15 protein-coding genes and 5 pseudogenes are annotated in these 17,131 nt (G+C 56.9%); 8 read left to right on the forward strand and 12 right to left on the reverse strand.

Features of this window, described 5'->3' with window-relative positions:
* Nucleotides 1–645 precede the first annotated feature (645 nt).
* Nucleotides 646–1,071: a hypothetical protein gene (locus ACZ5A6_RS24745; protein WP_019567122.1), complete on the forward strand. Its 426-nt coding sequence runs from the start codon at nucleotides 646–648 to the stop codon at nucleotides 1,069–1,071.
* A 209-nt stretch (nucleotides 1,072–1,280) separates the two neighbouring features.
* Here ACZ5A6_RS24745 and ACZ5A6_RS24750 read toward each other — a convergent pair.
* A pseudogene (locus ACZ5A6_RS24750) lies at nucleotides 1,281–1,526 on the reverse strand (transposase domain-containing protein); the annotation flags it as partial.
* Nucleotides 1,527–1,570: 44 nt separating this feature from the next.
* Here ACZ5A6_RS24750 and ACZ5A6_RS24755 point away from each other — a divergent pair.
* Both ACZ5A6_RS24755 and ACZ5A6_RS24760 read left to right on the forward strand, forming a co-directional pair.
* A complete protein-coding gene (locus tag ACZ5A6_RS24755) occupies nucleotides 1,571–2,698 on the forward strand; it encodes an IS110 family RNA-guided transposase (RefSeq protein ID WP_065659364.1) in 1,128 nt (375 codons plus the stop codon).
* A gap of 598 nt (nucleotides 2,699–3,296) precedes the next feature.
* Nucleotides 3,297–4,484: an IS110 family RNA-guided transposase gene (locus ACZ5A6_RS24760; protein WP_112403342.1), complete on the forward strand. Its 1,188-nt coding sequence runs from the start codon at nucleotides 3,297–3,299 to the stop codon at nucleotides 4,482–4,484.
* Between the two features lie 2 nt (nucleotides 4,485–4,486).
* Here ACZ5A6_RS24760 and tnpC read toward each other — a convergent pair.
* The 5 genes and pseudogenes from tnpC to ACZ5A6_RS24785 form a co-directional block, all read right to left on the reverse strand.
* Nucleotides 4,487–5,851 (reverse strand): annotated as a pseudogene (gene tnpC, locus ACZ5A6_RS24765) (IS66 family transposase); the annotation flags it as partial.
* A 69-nt stretch (nucleotides 5,852–5,920) separates the two neighbouring features.
* The gene (gene tnpB, locus ACZ5A6_RS24770) at nucleotides 5,921–6,274 is read right to left on the reverse strand and encodes an IS66 family insertion sequence element accessory protein TnpB (RefSeq protein ID WP_162690704.1); all 354 of its coding nucleotides are present in this window, start codon (nucleotides 6,272–6,274) and stop codon (nucleotides 5,921–5,923) included.
* Nucleotides 6,271–6,660: an IS66-like element accessory protein TnpA gene (gene tnpA / locus ACZ5A6_RS24775; protein WP_162690705.1), complete on the reverse strand. Its 390-nt coding sequence runs from the start codon at nucleotides 6,658–6,660 to the stop codon at nucleotides 6,271–6,273. Before tnpA (ACZ5A6_RS24775) ends, tnpB (ACZ5A6_RS24770) begins: the two co-directional genes overlap by 4 nt.
* 36 nt (nucleotides 6,661–6,696) lie before the next feature.
* Nucleotides 6,697–7,911: pseudogene (locus ACZ5A6_RS24780) on the reverse strand (IS3 family transposase).
* Between the two features lie 460 nt (nucleotides 7,912–8,371).
* Nucleotides 8,372–8,677 (reverse strand): annotated as a pseudogene (locus ACZ5A6_RS24785) (hypothetical protein); the annotation flags it as partial.
* A 126-nt stretch (nucleotides 8,678–8,803) separates the two neighbouring features.
* On the opposite strand from ACZ5A6_RS24785, the gene istA (ACZ5A6_RS24790) reads away from it, so the two are divergent.
* The 4 genes from istA (ACZ5A6_RS24790) (at nucleotide 8,804) to tnpB (ACZ5A6_RS24805) (ending at nucleotide 11,814) form a co-directional block, all read left to right on the forward strand.
* Nucleotides 8,804–10,336: an IS21 family transposase gene (istA, locus tag ACZ5A6_RS24790; protein WP_111785440.1), complete on the forward strand. Its 1,533-nt coding sequence runs from the start codon at nucleotides 8,804–8,806 to the stop codon at nucleotides 10,334–10,336.
* Nucleotides 10,326–11,108 carry an IS21-like element helper ATPase IstB gene (gene istB / locus ACZ5A6_RS24795; RefSeq protein ID WP_111785441.1) on the forward strand — a complete coding sequence of 261 codons (783 nt, stop codon included), beginning with the start codon at nucleotides 10,326–10,328 and terminating at the stop codon, nucleotides 11,106–11,108. The genes istA (ACZ5A6_RS24790) and istB (ACZ5A6_RS24795) overlap by 11 nt, the downstream gene beginning before the upstream one ends.
* Before the next feature lie 203 nt (nucleotides 11,109–11,311).
* Entirely contained in the window at nucleotides 11,312–11,662 is a 351-nt protein-coding gene (gene tnpA, locus ACZ5A6_RS24800; RefSeq protein ID WP_464111581.1) for an IS66-like element accessory protein TnpA, read from the forward strand.
* A complete protein-coding gene (tnpB, locus tag ACZ5A6_RS24805; RefSeq protein WP_112403033.1) occupies nucleotides 11,659–11,814 on the forward strand; it encodes an IS66 family insertion sequence element accessory protein TnpB in 156 nt (51 codons plus the stop codon). Before tnpA (ACZ5A6_RS24800) ends, tnpB (ACZ5A6_RS24805) begins: the two co-directional genes overlap by 4 nt.
* Nucleotides 11,815–11,927: 113 nt before the next feature.
* Here the strand turns inward: tnpB (ACZ5A6_RS24805) and istB (ACZ5A6_RS24810) are convergent, their stop codons facing one another.
* The gene (gene istB, locus ACZ5A6_RS24810; RefSeq protein WP_062610304.1) at nucleotides 11,928–12,662 is read right to left on the reverse strand and encodes an IS21-like element helper ATPase IstB; all 735 of its coding nucleotides are present in this window, start codon (nucleotides 12,660–12,662) and stop codon (nucleotides 11,928–11,930) included.
* Nucleotides 12,595–14,161: pseudogene (gene istA / locus ACZ5A6_RS24815) on the reverse strand (IS21 family transposase). The gene istB (ACZ5A6_RS24810) and the pseudogene istA (ACZ5A6_RS24815) overlap by 68 nt, the downstream one beginning before the upstream one ends.
* A 60-nt stretch (nucleotides 14,162–14,221) precedes the next feature.
* Here istA (ACZ5A6_RS24815) and ACZ5A6_RS24820 point away from each other — a divergent pair.
* The gene (locus ACZ5A6_RS24820; RefSeq protein ID WP_162714246.1) at nucleotides 14,222–14,587 is read left to right on the forward strand and encodes a beta-lactamase family protein; all 366 of its coding nucleotides are present in this window, start codon (nucleotides 14,222–14,224) and stop codon (nucleotides 14,585–14,587) included.
* 121 nt (nucleotides 14,588–14,708) lie between these two features.
* On the opposite strand, the gene ACZ5A6_RS24825 is transcribed toward ACZ5A6_RS24820, so the two are convergent.
* The 4 genes from ACZ5A6_RS24825 to ACZ5A6_RS24840 form a co-directional block, all read right to left on the reverse strand.
* Nucleotides 14,709–15,131 carry a gamma-glutamylcyclotransferase family protein gene (locus ACZ5A6_RS24825; RefSeq protein ID WP_464111602.1) on the reverse strand — a complete coding sequence of 141 codons (423 nt, stop codon included), beginning with the start codon at nucleotides 15,129–15,131 and terminating at the stop codon, nucleotides 14,709–14,711.
* Between the two features lie 172 nt (nucleotides 15,132–15,303).
* A complete protein-coding gene (locus ACZ5A6_RS24830) occupies nucleotides 15,304–15,717 on the reverse strand; it encodes a hypothetical protein (RefSeq protein ID WP_464111582.1) in 414 nt (137 codons plus the stop codon).
* Nucleotides 15,718–16,063: 346 nt separating this feature from the next.
* Nucleotides 16,064–16,201, reverse strand: a complete 138-nt coding sequence (locus ACZ5A6_RS24835) for a L,D-transpeptidase (RefSeq protein WP_464111603.1) — start codon at nucleotides 16,199–16,201, stop codon at nucleotides 16,064–16,066.
* Nucleotides 16,137–16,547, reverse strand: a complete 411-nt coding sequence (locus ACZ5A6_RS24840; protein ID WP_464111583.1) for a L,D-transpeptidase family protein — start codon at nucleotides 16,545–16,547, stop codon at nucleotides 16,137–16,139. Before ACZ5A6_RS24840 ends, ACZ5A6_RS24835 begins: the two co-directional genes overlap by 65 nt.
* Between the last annotated feature and the right edge of the window lie 584 nt (nucleotides 16,548–17,131).

The raw sequence follows: 17,131 nt of genomic DNA on the forward strand, positions 1-17,131 counted from the left end.
TCATGTACGGGTTGGACTTAGGGAACTGAAAAGACCAACCAACGCAACCCCTGATCTTACCGAAGTAACCGAAGTCGGCCTCCTCGATGACGCCACATTCCGTAAATGGCATTGGTTCTTTTATCGGAATGATCTTCAGTTCGATTGCGCTGAAAAGCAGCGGCGCGGAAACGCACGCTCCAATAACGATAGCGGAAACAACACTGCTGGGCCTTTTCAATTGACTCTCCATAGCTCGGGTGGTCGATGCCGATCACTATGAGGCCCACGAAAAGTGCGCCAATAACGTCCACTTTTTGTGAGCTGAACACCTTCGCGCCTTTGTCGAGAGAAAGCTCCTTAGGAAGAAGCTTGGCGGTGTATTTTTTATGCCAACTTAAAGGCCTTAATCTTGCCGAGTTCTCCACAAAAAGTGGAGGTTCTTCCGAAGCGGAAGAGTTATGGTATTGTCTGCCTGCCTACAAGATTAGGAAGGATTCAGAATGTTTAGCGCTCATTACGATATCGCGCAAATTGCAGTAGTAACCTTTTTCCGGGATGTAGTGGCTTTGTTCCATTACTCGGTCACGGGGATTCTACGCAATATAGTGGCTATTCTCAAGGACTGCATGGGCAGATCCAGCCACGCGCGAAGGGTGCTAAACCATGACCGCAATGTCAGCTCTCAAGGAACTTTCTCAGGCTTGGACCCAGGAATGGGTCCGGCTGCTTAACGACACGGATCGCGATATTTACAAGACGCCGAAAGGCGCAGCTAAGGCCTTGGTACAGTTGGAAACGGCGGCATTCTTTATGACTGTCGCTCAGATGGTGACCAAGTCTAAGCTTCCAGTCGATCGCAAGGAGATTGTTGAAGGCTGGATCGAAGGCGAATTGCAGCCTTATGGCAAAACGCTGAACGATCTCCGCAACAATGCGAGCGCTTATACGAACACCACTAAGCGTGTTACCAAGATGGTCGATACTCAAATCGGACACCTGAAGACGTACGGTTTGGTTAAGAAAAATGCTGGCAATACGTATGCTCTGACGCAGCGCGGCCAGGAGGTGTTCAAGAACCTTGGAGGCTAAGAACTTGGCCAAGTTTAGGAAAGCTCGATTGAACTGCGCGGGGAGCTCGTGCTTCCCGCCAGTTGCAGCGAAACCCCTCAGAATCCCAACCGGATTTATTGATAAAATTTTGAAATAAGCCACAGCGTTACGTTTGTTGGCTCGATATGAGGAAGCTGCTCTGCTGCTACGATACGAATAGCAGCAGACGCCTTTTAAAAGGCCTTAGGTTATGCCGCTTGTGCTTCAATAGCCGGTGGTTTCCAATCCCACGGAAGCAATTGCTCCAGCTTGGTAATCGGCGTGTCAGCGATGCGGGTAAGAACGTCGGCAAGCCACGCCTGCGGATCGATGTCGTTGAGCTTTGCCGTCATGATCAACGTGGCCATGAAGGCTGCACGATCCGCGCCGCGGTCTGATCCGGCGAAGAGCCAGATGATATGACCGTCCTTGGCGGGGGCAGCGATCCCTCGCAAGATGTTTTAGCGCCAGAGGGGCGCTAAAACGGAAGGGAACGATCATGGAAAAGATGACAGCATATGTCGGCCTTGACGTCCATAAGGATACCATCGCCGTTGCGGTAGCCGAGGCCGAACGAAATGGCGAAGTCCGATCGTGGGGCACGATTGCGAATACACCAACTTCAGTCGACAAGTTGCTCAACAAGCTTCGTGGCAAATATGCCGAGCTGGAGTTCGCTCATGAAGCCGGCCCGACCGGTTATGGGCTCTACAGAACGCTGCATGCCAAGGGTGCGAAATGTATCGTTGTCGCTCCATCGATGACTCCCAAGAAGCCCAGCGACCGGATAAAGAATGACACCCGCGATGCATCTATGTTGGCGCGATTGCTTCGTGCAGGTGAGCTGACTGCGGTGTGGGTACCGGACGAGGTGCATGAAGCGATGCGAGATCTTGCGAGGGCACGACAGACTGCCTCCTACGATGTTCGAAAAGCGCGACAGCGAATCCAGAGCTTTCTGCTACGTCAGGGAAGACAGTTCGGCGCGAAAAGCTGGACCTATCGGCACAGGGTCTGGCTATCCGACCAAAGCTTTGATCACATCGCTCAACAGATTGCCTTCCAGAGTTATCTCAATGCACATGAGCAAGCTGAAAGCCGCCGGAAAGAACTCGACGAACAGATCGTCGAACTGATACCGCATTGGTCATTGGCCCCTATTGTCGAGGCGCTTCAGGCGCTGAAGGGTATTGGGGTCGTAGTGGCAGTGGCGTTAGTCGCGGAGATAGGCGACTTCATGCGCTTCGCTAATCCTCGTCAGCTGATGGCATATCTCGGCCTGGTGCCAGGAGAACGGTCAAGTGGTAAATCGCTTCGGCCGCGCGGAATTACCAAGAGCGGAAACATAACGTTACGCTCACTTCTGTTCGAAGCAGCTTGGTGTTACCGCAACAGGCCGAAAGTCGGGCAGTGGTGCTGGACGCGAATGCCCGAGACCCAACAGGTCATCAAAGATATAGCCTGGAAGGCTCAGGTCCGATTACATGGCAGGTATCGCAAACTAATCTCCAACGGGAAGCGAAGCCAAGTTGCGGTGACGGCAGTCGCGCGTGAACTACTCGGGTTCATTTGGGCAGTATGCCAACATGTTCAGCCTAGCGAGCTGAAACCAGACCTGGAAAAATGAAGCGACGAACATAGAGATATAAATCTGCCCGGCATGGTCAGGGCATCGGGTGCGGTATGGAGAATCCTCAGGCAAGTTGGAGGGGCGATCATCGATCCCCGCAGCCAGAACGAGGCAGCCCACGACGCATGGTCACAACTGGGATAACCAAACCCCAGAATGAGAGTTTGAGCGACCGTCGATAATTCTTACCCGGTGCTCTGTCCCTGCTGGGCTCCATACATTTTGGCTACGCGCAAGCGGGCGGCGATTTCGCATACCCTTTATTGTTGACGGACGGTCATGAGAGTTCTTCCTTCCAATTCCGAGCGGACGCATGGCTCGTTCAGCGATGTTGTTATCGGGCATGTTGCCATCGGCGTCCCACGAACGTTCGGCAGATTCTATCCTGTCATGTTAGAATTGTCGTGTCGGGACAGGGGCGTCGGAGTGCGAAGAAGCGGGCAGGCCGAATTGACTTTGAGCTGCGAGCTCGCGTTGTTATCTGGCCGCCCCTGCGACTATCCCGTCTGCGCTGCGAGCGCGTATCCGTAGATGTCGCACAGCCCGCGCACTCCCCCATCAACAACATGGAGGATTTGGAATGCGGTCGATCGGAATGGATGTGCATCGAAGTTTTGCGCAGGTCGCGGTTCTTGACAGGGGCAAGGTCACTGAAGAATTCCGGGTGGACCTGGATTACGACGCTGTGGTGGCCTTTGGGCAGAAGCTTCGAAAGGATGACGAAGTCATACTGGAAGCAACCGGGAACACCTCGGCCATCGTAAGGTTGCTGACGCCGTTCGTGGCCAAGGTCGTGATCGCGAACCCGCTTCAGGTGAAGGCCATCGCCCACGCGCGCGTGAAGACCGACAAAGTCGACGCGCGGATTCTGGCGCAGCTTCATGCCGCCGGCTTCTTGCCGGAGGTCTGGGCCGCGGATGATGATACCCTGAACCTGCGTCGTCTCGTGTCGGAGCGCGCGGCGCTCGTACGATCAGTGCGACGAGTGAAGAGCCGGGTTCAGGCCGTTCTCCACGCCAATCTCGTGCCGAAATACTCGGGACATCTGTTCGGAAAAGATGGCAGAGACTGGCTTTCGAAGGCCCCGTTGCCCAAGGCAGAGCGCGACCTCCTCGCCCGCCATCTCGATGAACTGGACTGGCTGAAGGCCAAGCTCGAAAAGCTGGATGGTGCTATGGCCCGAATTGCGCTTGACGACACTCGCACGCGCAAGCTGATGACGATCGCCGGAGTAAATTCCGTGGTTGCCACGGCGGTGATAGCCGCCATTGGCGACATCTCCCGGTTCCCGACGCCCGACCGGCTTGCGAGCTACTTCGGCTTGACCCCACGGGTGCGCCAGTCCGGCGATCGCGGCGCAATCCATGGCCGCATCTCGAAACAGGGAAACGCGATTGCCAGAACGATGCTGATTGAAGCTGCCTGGTCGGCCGCGTCGGTCCCGGGGCCGCTGCGTGCCTTCTTTCTCCGGATAAAGGACCGCAAAGGTCTCAACGTCGCGGCGGTCGCCACGGCGCGCAAGATCGCAAATCTGATCTGGCAGTTGCTGACCAAGGAGGCTCCCTACAGATGGGCTCGGCCCGCCTTTGTCGCCATGAAGATGCGCAAGCTTGAACTTCGTGCCGGCGCTCCCAAAGCACATGGGCCCGCTGGTCCCGCCCGCGATTACTGGATCAAGGAAATCCGACATCGAGAGATGGAGCTCGTTGCACAGGCGGAGGCAGCCTACGCAGCCATGGTCGAAGCCTGGAGAGATAGGCCACCTAAACCACAAAAAGGCTGAGAAAGGGGCTGTTCAACAACATCCGTGTCGATCTCGATGCGTCCATCGGTCAGGAAGAGCTTCAGACCATCCCAGTATTTGGCGATGTAGGCCAATGCCTCGCCGAGCGGCGACTTCGTTGCGACGCGTGCGCGGTGATGGACAAGCCAGTTATGCAAGTCTGCGACGAGTGGCGCTGAGCGTTCCTGTCGTCCGACAAGTCGAGCCTCCGCGTCAAGGCCTCGCAGCTCGGCCTCGATGCGATACAGCTCTCCGATCCGCTTCACTCCTTCCTCGGCAATCCGTGCTGAGCCAATGCGAGTGATCTCCACCAGCTTGCGACGAGCGTGTGCCCAGCAATAGGCGAGCTGAATGTCGGGACCAACGCGCTCCGGCGCGATCAGCCTGTTGTATCCGGCATATCCGTCCACTTGCAGAATGCCCGTGAAGCCCTGCAGTATCCGTTCGGCATGAATGCCACCGCGACCGGGCGCATAGGTGAAGGCCACGCCTGGTGGAGCGCAGCCGCTCCACGGGCGATCATCCCGCGCCAGTGCCCAGAAGTATCCGGTCTTGGTTTTGCGGGAGCCGGGATCGAGAACCGGGGCACGAGTCTCATCCATAAACAGCTTGGTTGAGCGCTTCAGGTCGGCGACCAAAGCATCGAAGACGGGCCGCAGTTCATAGGCTGCCCGGCCGACCCAGTCGGCGAGCGTGGAGCGGTCGAGATCGATGCCTTGGCGGCTCATGATCTGGGCCTGCCGATAGAGCGGAAGGTGGTCTGCATATTTGGAGACCAGCACATGGGCGACGGTCGCTTCCGTCGGCAGCCCTGCCTGGATCAGCCGTGCTGGTGCCGGAGCCTGAACGACACCGTCAGTGCAGGCACGGCACGCATATTTGGGCCGCCGGGTGACGATCACGCGGAACTGTGCCGGGATCACGTCCAGTCGCTCGGAGACATCCTCGCCAATGCAATGCAGACAACCGCCGCAGCCGCACGTCAGGCTTTCCGGCTCGATCACCTCTTCGACACGCGGGAGATGCTTCGGAAGGGAACCGCGATTGATCGCGCGTGGCCTAGCAATCCTGCTTCCAGCCGGAACGTCCGCCTCATCTTCGGCATGGATCACGGCCATAGCCGTCTCCAGGTCTTCCAGTGCCAGGTCGAATTGGTCCGGATCGGTCTTCTCGGATTTGCGCCCGAAGGCTGCCTGCTTGAATGCTGCGACCAGCTTCTCAAGCCGCTCGATCCGCTCATCCTTGCGGGCGATATGCTCGTCCTTGCTCGCTATCGCGACGTCCTTGGCCGCCTCGCGTGCCTGCGCCGCGATCAGCATCGCCTTCAGGGCAGCAACATCATCGGGAAGGTCGGCGGCATCAAACATAGCAGGAAGCTACCAAATCCGGAGCCGATTTGCCTCTGCAATTTGCCCTGCTGAGTCATTGTGCCGCAGCTATTCTATGGCTTCCGGTGCTCTCGTCTGGACGACATGAACCCGCCGCCAATCCAGGCCCGCAAACAGGGCCTCGAACTGGGCATGGGTCAACGTCATCAGGCCATCCTTGATGCCGGGCCACGTGAACGTGTGCTCTTCCAGCCGTTTGTAGGCCATGACGATCCCGGAGCCATCCCAGTAGATCAGCTTCAACCGGTCCGCCTTGCGGGACCGGAAGACAAAGACCGTTCCAGTGAACGGGTCCTTGTGCAGTTCGTTCTTCACCAGCGCCGCTAAACCATCATGACCCTTGCGGAAGTCCACAGGTTTGGTCGCCACCATGATCCTGACGCGGTTCGACGGAAAGATCATGTAGCTGCCGCCAAGGCGCGGGCGATTGCAGCAATCCGGGACGCTGACGCGCCTTCCTCAAGAAAGATTGTAACTGGACCCACGACGATCTCGGCGCGGGAAGCGACCTTGGCTGCCTGCGGCTCCGGCGATGGAGCATCAACAACGATGGCCGCAAACTCGACCCCGTCTTCGGGCTCTGGCAGCACAAGCTTGCCCTGCCGAGCCAACGTCCGCCACGATGACAGGTGGTTGGCCTTCAGCCCGTAGCGCCCTGCTACTTCGTTCACGGTTACGCCTGGTCTCAAGCTCTCCGAAACGATCCGCGCCTTGACCTCATCGGGCCATTGGCGATGGGCCTCACGTCTGCTCCGCCGCGTTTTGACAACCTCCAACGTAGACTCCATGGAGAAACTCCTTGTCGCTCATCCACGGAATGTCGATCACAGATCAGGCGACGACGGGCAATGTGGGGGCAGAACACCGGTTACTGCCTTATGCGGGTGAAGGGTGTTGTAGTGTTCGAACCATGAGGGCAGTTGTGCGATGACGGTCATGGCGTCCGGCAAGGGGTTCACCAGGACGTAATCGCGCTTGAAGGTTTTGACGAAGGCTTCGGCCATTCCGTTGGACTGAGGGCTGCGAACGGGCGTTGAACACGGCTCCATGCCGATATCGATGAGCAGTGATTTGGTTTCCTTTGCGATGAAGCAGGAGCCGTTGTCCGTCAGCCATTCGATTGGCTTTGGAAGTGTGTTGACGAGACCGAAACGGTTCTCAACAGCCGTGATGACAAGGTCCTGGACGTCCTCGCTCTTGATGCCTTCGGTTGTCGCGACATGGGCGATGGCCTCGCGATCACAGCAATCGAGAGCGAAAGCAACGCGCACCTTCTCCTTGTTGTCGCAGCTGATTTCAAACCCGTCTGAACACCAACGCATATTGGATTGCTCGACGGCGACGCGGCCATCGTGGCGACGGGTGTCGATTGCACCCGTATGGCGCTGAAGAAGCATGCCGTGAACCTTCATCACCCGGTAGACGCGTTTGGCATTTGGCCATGGACGGTTTTCGCTGCGGGCTTTACGGCGCAGGATCGCGTGGACCCGGCGATTTCCGTAGGTCGGCATGTCATCGATGATCGTCTTGATCTCATCCATCAGTTCCTGATCAGCGAGCGGCGGCCGCCCTCTGGCTCTGGAAGGACGTTGCCTCACGCGGTCCGCTATGTTGGACCGGGCGACACCCAAGGTCTCGCACACCGCCGTCATCGCGAACCGTCCTTCGGCAACGAGAGCGAGCGCAACAGGTGTTTTTTTGACCCTGATGCTATCTCAAGCGCTTCTTTGAGGATTTCGCCTTCCATCGTCTTTTTGCCGAGGAGGCGCTGAAGCTCTTTCACCTGGTTCTAAAGTGCTTTGTATTCAGATGCCGGGACAACCTCTTCCTGAGATGCCGTCGCCGTCAGCGCACCCTGTGCCGCCAATTTGCGCCAGGCGAACAACTGGTTCGGCTGAATGCCATGCCGTCGCGCAACGATGCTCCGTGACGTCAGGCTCGTAGGTCTCCTGGACTATCGCCAGCTTCTCCGCTGTCGACCAGCGACGGCGGCGCTCAGGGCCGGACAGCACTTCTATCTTAGGTATGTGACTGGTCATAATGGGAACATTACTCCTAACACTTAACAAGTGGGAGATCGTGTCCGGGGAATTAAGGGGCCACTACAGACTCATTCAAATACATACGATTGTGATTGATATGAGTGTGATGACGGAAACGAAGTTTGTTGCGAACCTATTATATCGCCCGTGATACGATTCGCATATGCGAGGTTGCACCTCTCCGTGTGACCAAGGCAACGTACGCAACGTCATTCGCCGGACCGTCATTGCGGGTGATATCGAGCCGGCACCGGTTCTGCGGGGAAAGGATGGCGGCGAGGTTGCGGCCTCTCAACTGCCCCATTTGGGAATAGCGGGACGACGGTTCGATCCCTTCGAGATCTACCTTTGGAATCCATAGCTCGCAGTGCAATATGTGACAAAGCAGTTCGCTGGATCAGTGTATCTAATCACTGAAACGCCGGCGATGTTTACGCCATCGCCAGCCTACTTGTCTTCAAGCCGCTTCCCACACCTGGTTCAATATTTTTGCGGCGAGGGCTGCCTTGTCTTGTGGGAGGAAGCGCCCGTAGTGCTGCTGCACCATCTCCGGCGTATCCTGAATGGCATAGCTCGCCTGTTCATATGAGCCGGTGAGTTTCAGAATGTGCGTTGCCAACACGTCCCGAACATTGTGAGGGCCGTGCGGCAGCAAGCCTCTGATAGCTCCGCGACCCGTATACGGGTTATAGATGCCGTAGCGTTGGATGATGAGACGCCAAGCTTCATAGAATGTCGTCTGATTATAGGCCGCGTCAGCGCTCGATAGCTGTAAGCTGTTGATTTCCGCGCAGAAGTGAGCCGGTTAGGCGCATAATTTCCATTGAGAATTGAGCCATGTGAACCTTTCCCCATCGCTTTGAGTGACGGGGGCAACGGAGTGATCCACATGGGACTTTTGAATATCATCCGTCGGATGGCACTGCGCGAGAAGTTGTCGGTGCGCGAGATCAGCCGACGAACCGGATTGTCACGCAACACCATCTCCAAATATTTGAATGCCGGCACGATCGAGCCGACATTCACGGTCCCCGAACGACCGAGCAAGCTCGATCCATTTGCCGACAAACTGGCGGGTTGGCTGAAGAGCGAGGCTGGAAAGTCGCGCAAGCAGCGGCGTACGTTGAAGCAGATTCATGCTGATCTGGTTGCCCTTGGTTTTACCGGCTCCTATGGCCGGGTGGCTGCCTTTGCCCGTGAATGGCGACTTGATCGGCAACGTGAGCAGCAAACGACGGGGCGTGGCATATTCGTTCCGCTGTCTTTCCGTCCTGGCGAAGCATTCCAATTCGATTGGAGTGAGGACTACGCTGTCATAGCCGGTGAGCGTACGAAGCTTCAGGTCGCACACATCAAGCTGGCGCACAGCCGGGCGTTCCTCTTGCGTGCCTATCTTTTGCAGACACACGAGATGCTCTTCGACGCCCACTGGCACGGCTTCCGTGTGTTCGGCGGCGTGCCTGGTCGCGGCATCTACGATAACATGAAGACGGCGGTCGATCGTGTCGGTCGCGGCAAAGAGCGGCAGGTCAACATCCGTTTCCTCGCGATGACGAACCATTACGTCTTTGCGCCTGAGTTCTGCAATCCATCGGCAGGCTGGGAGAAGGGACAGGTCGAGAAGAACGTCCAGGATGCCCGTCCGCGGTTGTGGCAACAGATGCCCGCCTTCGCAGATCTGGCGGCACTGAACGTCTGGCTGGAACAGCACTGCCAGGATCTATGGCGTGAGACACCGCACGGCACTTTGCCCGGTACGATCGCCGACATTTGGGCCGAAGAGAAGGCGGCATTAATGACGTTGCCTGCCGCCTTTGACGGCTTCGTCGAGCAAAGCAAGCGCGTCTCACCGACATGCCTGATCACCTTCGAACGGAACCGCTACAGCGTGCCTGCGTCTTTTGCGAACCGGCCCGTCAGCCTGCGGATTTATCCCGAGCGACTGGTCGTTGCAGCCGAGGGCAATATCCTCTGCGAACATACGCGGATCATTGAACGCAGTCACGACAAGCCGCCGCGAACGATTTACGACTGGCGGCATTACCTTGCCGTCATCCAGCGCAAACCCGGTGCGTTGCGTAATGGTGCGCCCTTCCTGGAATTGCCTTCGGCCTTTCGGCAACTACAGGATCAGATGCTTCGCCGTCCCGGCGGTGATCGTGAGATGGCCGATATCCTCGCCCTTGTCCTTCATCACGACGAAGAGGCCGTCCTGCAAGCCGTGGAACTCGCCCTGGAGGCGGGCGTGGCGACCAAAACGCATGTGCTGAATCTGCTGCACATGCTGATCGACGGCAAGACGACCGACGGTCCCGGTATCGATACGCCGCCGGCGCTGACCTTACGGCGTGAACCTGAGGCAAATGTTGAACGCTATGATGGCCTGCGCGTCCGGATCGCAGGAGGTCGCCATGCGTCATGATCCTGCAAGTGCCGCCGTTGTCATCATGCTGCGAAGCCTGAAGATGTACGGTATGGCCCAGGCCGTCACAGACCTGATCGAACAAGGGGCCCCGGCTTTCGATGCGGCGGTGCCCATTCTGTCGCAGTTGCTGAAAGCCGAAATGGCCGAGCGCGAGGTTCGCTCCATCGCCTATCATATGAAGGCGGCTCGCTTCCCGGCTTACAAGGATCTTTCCGGCTTTGACTTCGCCGCCAGCGAGATCAACGAAGCGACAGTGCGGCAATTGCATCGATGTGAGTTCATGGATGGAGCGCACAATGTCGTGCTTGTCGGCGGCCCAGGAACAGGCAAAACCCATGTCGCGACAGCCCTCGGCATCCAGGCCATCGAGCATCATCGCAGAAAAGTTCGCTTCTTCTCGACGATCGAACTGGTCAATGCGCTTGAGCAGGAAAAGGCCAAGGGCAAGGCGGGACAAATCGCCGAGACCCTGGTCCGTCTTGACCTGGTCATCCTCGACGAGCTTGGATATCTGCCATTCAGCGCCTCAGGTGGAGCATTGCTCTTCCACCTGCTGAGCAAGCTTTATGAACGGACCAGCGTCGTCATCACCACCAACCTGAGTTTCAGCGAATGGGCATCTGTCTTCGGCGATGCCAAAATGACCACCGCGCTCCTCGATCGCCTGACCCATCGTTGCCATATCCTGGAAACAGGAAACGACAGCTTCCGCTTCAAAGCCAGTTCCGCCGCCGCAGCACACAAGAGAGGAGAAAAGCCAAGCCCTTGACCAAAACCTGATCAGAAAACCATACTCAGAGGTGGCTCACTTCTCGGTGGAAAAACCGGCTCACTTCTGCGCGGAAATCAACATGTAAGCGGCAAGCTGACCCCATCTGGCGTCAGTAGCGCGAGCTCAGCTATTGCGTAATGACTATTCACCAGCTGTGAGCTTCTATGTCTGCGCCTATCTCTGGAACTAGAAACTTTCATATGATCGAGGCCGTTCCGGAACGTTTAGAGGGCGCGCCGCGGCAGTTTCGGCGGCGTTGGTCCGATGATTTCAAGGAGCGAGCGGTGGCTGAGGCGATGGAGCCTGGAGCGAATGTCTCGGCAATTGCGCGTCGCATCGGCATACATCCATCACAGTTATTCGGCTGGCGTCGTGATGCTCGCGCCGAACAAGGGGGCTCTTCGGTGCCTGCGGCTGTTGAGGCGGATTCGGGACCGGTTTGCGCGCAGGCGGTGATCGAGGTGGTTATCGGCGACGTGATTATCCGGGCGGGGGTGGATGCCGATGAAGCACACCTCAGTCGCGTGATCCGAGCGGTGCGGTCGGCATGATCCCGTCGAACGTGAAAGTCTTTCTAGCGAGCCATCCGATCGACTTCCGTAAGGGACCTGACAGCTTGCTATCACTGGTTCGAGATGCTGGCAGTGATCCGTTCAACGGGGCTCTTTATGTCTTCCGGGTGTCAATCGGCGCGGAATGTTGACCCCTTATCGGCGTCCAATATTCACCCCCTGTAGGCGATCAGCGCTTGGCCTGCCCGGCGCTGGCCGGGGTTGCAGAGGGTAGGCCAAGTGCGGGTGACGGGTGTCTTTGGCTTTAGCTTTGAGAGCGGTTTTTGAAGCGCCAGGACTCGTTGCCGGTTTCCACGATCTCGCAGTGATGGGTCAGGCGATCGAGGAGGGCCGTCGTCATCTTGGCATCACCAAACACCGACGGCCATTCGCCGAAGGCAAGGTTGGTCGTGACGATGACCGAGGTGCGCTCGTAGAGCCTGCTGATCAGGTGGAACAGGAGCTGACCCCCGGCCTGTGCGAACGGTAGATAGCCGAGTTCGTCGAGGATGATGAAGTCGAGGCGCGTGAGGTAATCGGCCATCCGACCTTGCTTGCCGTTGCGCGTTTCCGTTTCCAGGCGATTGACCAGATCGACGACGTTGAAGAAGCGTCCACGTGTGCCGTTGCGGATGAGCGCACGGGCAATCGCGATAGCCAGATGGCTCTTGCCTGTTCCTGTGCCGCCGACGAGAACGACATTGCGCTGGTCGGCGACGAAGGTGCCGGTGGCCAGTTCTCGCACCAGGGGTTCATTGACGGGCGTGTCGGCGAAGTCGAAGTCGTCGATGTCTTTTGCCAAAGGCAATTTGGCGATGCTGAGCTGGTAGCGGATAGACCTGGCCTGTTTCTCGGCGATCTCCGACTGCAGGAGATCACCGACGATGCGCGGCGGTTCGTGCTGCCGTTTGATGCCGTTTCCCATGACCTCGTCATAAGCGCTGCGCATTCCGTAGAGCTTCAGCGTGCCCATCAGTTCGAGAACCTGTGTGCGTTCCATCAACTTACCCTCCTGAGCCTGTCGTAACGGGCGCAGTCGGCGACCGGCTCATGGGCAAGCCGAAGCGCATCCGGGATTTGCAGGGTTGCAGCGGGAGCCGGATCGCGGCTTCGCGCCAGAATGTTGATGATCACCGAGGCGGAGCAGACGCCGTGATCGAGCGCTTCCTGGCAGGCAGCCTCAACGGCTGCGAGACCATCGGCGGGAACGCATCCGAGTATGGTGACCATCTGTCGATCACCGTCGTCAGCACTCTTCAACCGCTTGCGCACCTTCTCCATCGCGGCTGGCAAAACCCATTCGCGGAAGGGAGCACCGTTGCGCAAGGCACCGGGTTTGCGAGCAAGGACAGGGACATAGTGCCAGGGATCATAGACGGTATCGCCACGGCCGAAGCTACGCTGGTGTTCAGCGACCGTCACCCCATCCTGTTTGATGACGATCCGATCAGCATAGGCATGAACCTCGACTGGGCGGCCGACGGCAGTCGACAGGACCGAGTATTTGTTGTTGTCGAAGCGGACGGTGCAGGTCTTCGACACCGAGGCCGGAACGCTGTGGAAACCGTCGAACGGGCCGACGTAGCGCACGAGGCTGCTGCGTTCGGCCTCGAACATCTGCCAGATCGTCTGCGCCGTCTGTTCGGGATGGCTATGGGCCTTGGCATAGGCAACGCATTTGTCGAGCAGCCAGACATTGAGTTCCTCCAGGCTTTTGACCCTGAGACGCGGCGTGAAGAACCGCTCGCGCACAAGGCCGACCTGGTTCTCGACCTGTCCTTTCTCCCAGCCGGATGCTGGCGTGCAGGCCACCGGGTGGACGAGATAATGGCTGCACATCTGCAGGAAACGGCGATTGTAGAGCCGTTCCTTGCCGATAAAGACGGCCTCCACGGCCGTCTTCATGTTGTCGTAGATGCCGCGCGTGCAGGTGCCACGGAAGAAGTCGAAGGCCTTGTCGTGGGCGTCGAAGACCATCTCCTGGCTCTCACGCATATAGGCCCGCGCGAACATCATCCGGCTGTGGCAAAGCCGGACATGGGCAACCTTCACCGTTGTCGTCACGCCCTGGATCAGGACGATCTCATGGCTCCAGTCGAACTGATAAGCCTCGCCGGGCGCATAGTAGAGCGGCACGTAGGCTTCGGCCGTCACGGCCCCTCGATCCTTCGACCATCCCTTCGCATAGCGCCGGATTGCATCGTAGCTGCCGTCGTAACCCAACGCCCGAAGCTCTTCGTAAATCCGGATCAGCGTCAGTCGCTCGCGAGATGGCTTGCCTTCGTTCGCGGCCAGGAAGCGCTCAATCTCAGCCTTCCAGGCCCCGGTCTTCGGAAGCGGCTGCCGTTCGCGCTCGTAGGAAAAGTCGGTCTCATCGGATCGCAGTATCTTCCGCACCGTATTGCGGGAAACATGCAGCTCCCGGACGATCCTCTTCACCGACCAGCCCTGCACATGGAAGGCTCGACGAACACGCGCAATCGTATCCACTCGCTTCAACTCCCCCTCCATCCGCCAGCAAAAGACGGATGGTCAGACGAAACAGGTGGGGGGTCAAAATTGGACGCCGGTCACCCCGCCAGAGGGGTCAATATTCCACGCCGAAACACACGTAACCACACCGGCGATATGCTGAACGGCGCGACCGAGTTCATTGTGGAAGCCGAAGGACGCGAGCCTCAGCGAGCCAACTTCTCGCTTCTTGGTGGATATGCCCGTGGCGAGGGACATTTCCTCACGCCCATGGGGCTCACCGCATCGTCTCGTGCTTTTTGTGCTGTCGGCGGTGCGTCGACCATGTGGATGGTCGATCCTGCCCGAGACCTGACATTTGTGTTCCTGTCATCAGGCTTCATGGAAGGACTGGTGCACTTCGAAAGATTGTCGCGTCTCAGCGATCTGGTACTTGCCGCCTGCGAGAATTGAGACTGCACCGCTTTGACAAATAATATGTCGAGGAGGGCCCAACGGCGCTTCTCGTTCAGTTGCAGATCGCAATCTTTGTCAGCGGCATATCATCTCATTGACACGGCTTCGGTGTCTTAAGTCACTGAGCCAACAGATAAAGATACGCCATAACGGTGCCGTTGTCGGTTTCAACCACAACTTCGCTTCGGCAATATCCGGGACCCTCGAAATGGTCAAGGCGAGCCCAATGGGCAGGCAAATCCGCGCTTTCGAACAGGTGTACCTCGATAGCGGAGCCGTCGCTGTCCAACACCATGCCGGGAAAGCCCATCGCCGCGCCCCAGCCATTTTCCAGCAAGCGCCCATACACGGTGCCTTTCGACCACGTGCCAATCAGGCCATCCAGCTGATGGTGGTTCGCGCGACCCGGTGCAAGGGTGCCATAGGTGGCCAGACGGTGCTCGATGTTAGACTTGGCGTTTTCCCTAGTCTTTTGCCTCGATCTACACCTAACGATACTGCTCCGCCAGCAGCATTTTTGGATGGTACTGACTTTGTCCAGTCCGCGTGGGAGGTTTCAAACCGGGCTGCAGAAATCGCCTTGATAGCTATCACGTTAAGTCACCCTGATCGTTGTAAAGTCGACAGGGGTTGAACGTAGGCCATCAGTCAAGCTGACGGCCCTCTTTCAACGGGTCATTTCAAGGTCACCGATTTGAGAATCCCTGTGCACTTCAATCAGGTAGGGCACTAATCAACGTTTTGTATTGTGGCCCACCTTCCATGTCGCGGTGGATGAGAGAAATCGTTTCAAACAGAACTTCGATCATTACGTCATTGAAAGATATAAGCCAGAGTCTAGGGTTCAGAGCCTTCCATTTGGAGGTCTCTTCGCCGCCAACAATCTCGTTGAAACTCCATGGGTGGACCGCATACCGGCACTCTTTCAGGCCATCAACGTTTATCGGCGTTATTCTGAAATCGATAACTTCTCCAAATTTAAGCACCACATTGCCGCCTCCTGCACGCAACGAGGCTTCATAGCGAACGAATGCGTCGTTCCCGTCATACAGCACGGCAGGGTTTTCGACCGTTCCTAATTCGGGAAAAGCTTCTAGGGGAATTGATACTTTCATAATCAAACGCATTTCTGGATCGGTGGAACTACAACGCTCGCTTCCATGAGGATAGTCATTTTGGCACAGGACTTAGGCAAAATGATATCGGCTGAAGTCGCCGCTATGACAAGACTTGCGCCTGCGCGCTACGACAACCTAATGATGCGAAGCAAGCGTACGGTCGCGGGAGAGCGCTGCGCCTTGTACCAGGCCGCACTCCCGGCCGCCTATCACAACCCTTTATTGCAACCAGATGCTCTACGACTGAAGGAGCGTGGTAAGCCCCACAATCCCGTTATCGTCGCTGTCACAAGAAGGCTGGTAGCCATCGCAACGATCCTCAAAAAGAGCTCAACATCGCACTATTAAGCTCAACTTAAGCGTAGCAGCAAGGTACGGAGGTACCGCTATTTCTCATAACAAGAAGGGGCGTGTGGCCTTTGATACGATCATACAAATTGAACGAATCTTGTATCAACATGCGGACGCAACCCGCTGACGCATTCTTGCCAATCGATTCCCACTGAGGATTTCGGTGGATACGATAAACGTATCTTTTCTATCTTGGAATATGTACATAGCGCGGTCGTCCATGGGGTTACGAATGCCAGGTGGCATCCCCCACTTTCCACTCCATAGATCTTCATCTTCGGCGAACGCGCGAGTATTCCTTCGGTTGGAATCCAACGAGGCCACTTTCGCTTGTAATGTATGACCGCCCGACCTTTCCAAGTCCTGCCCTGGGTTCCATCGCCTACGCCACAGCGAATGCCTTTGCCGTCGGAAAGAATCCAGTAAAGGAATCTTTTTTCGGTATCGACGATAACCGAGTGTACCGGTTCAACGGTTTCAAAAGCCACTTCCTGACGAAGAAACTGGGGGCTATTTTATGATATGGTATCGCAGGAACGAAATGCCCACCATCTTCTACGTCCGCGTAGATTTTTGCATAGTCCGGTTTGTTTTCAGTTGGTTGCGGAATTTCAGGCAGTACAGACTTTTCGGATTTGCCTTCCGACAGAACTACGCCGTCTCGATTTTTGGCTTTGGTGTCTGGGTGCAGGCAGCACTCATCAAAGAGGTCGCAGCAAGCGCAACGAAGGAACGGCGACTTACACGATAGGTCAAGATATTCTTCCAGTGTTCGAACCACAGTGTGGTGCGGTACTGTGATCAGCGCCGTTTCGAGCACATGGGTAGTTTGGAGTCTGAAGGTACGTCAGAGGATGCCACTCTATAAAAAGGCAATGGTCATTATGTCTATACAAATAATGCGTAAAACAATCTTGGTGATTTCGTGTGTTTTTTTTAGGCAACTGGCTCGCTTTTAATGGTGTGGAAATACGCATTCAATCAGGACGGCAGAAATCATAGAGTCGGGGAAGAATCTTCAGCCAGCGGGCCGATTTCAGAGTCCCAGGGTATATTGGTTGTCTTCGGCGCC

This window comes from Agrobacterium sp. 6Ca8 (assembly GCF_055382765.1).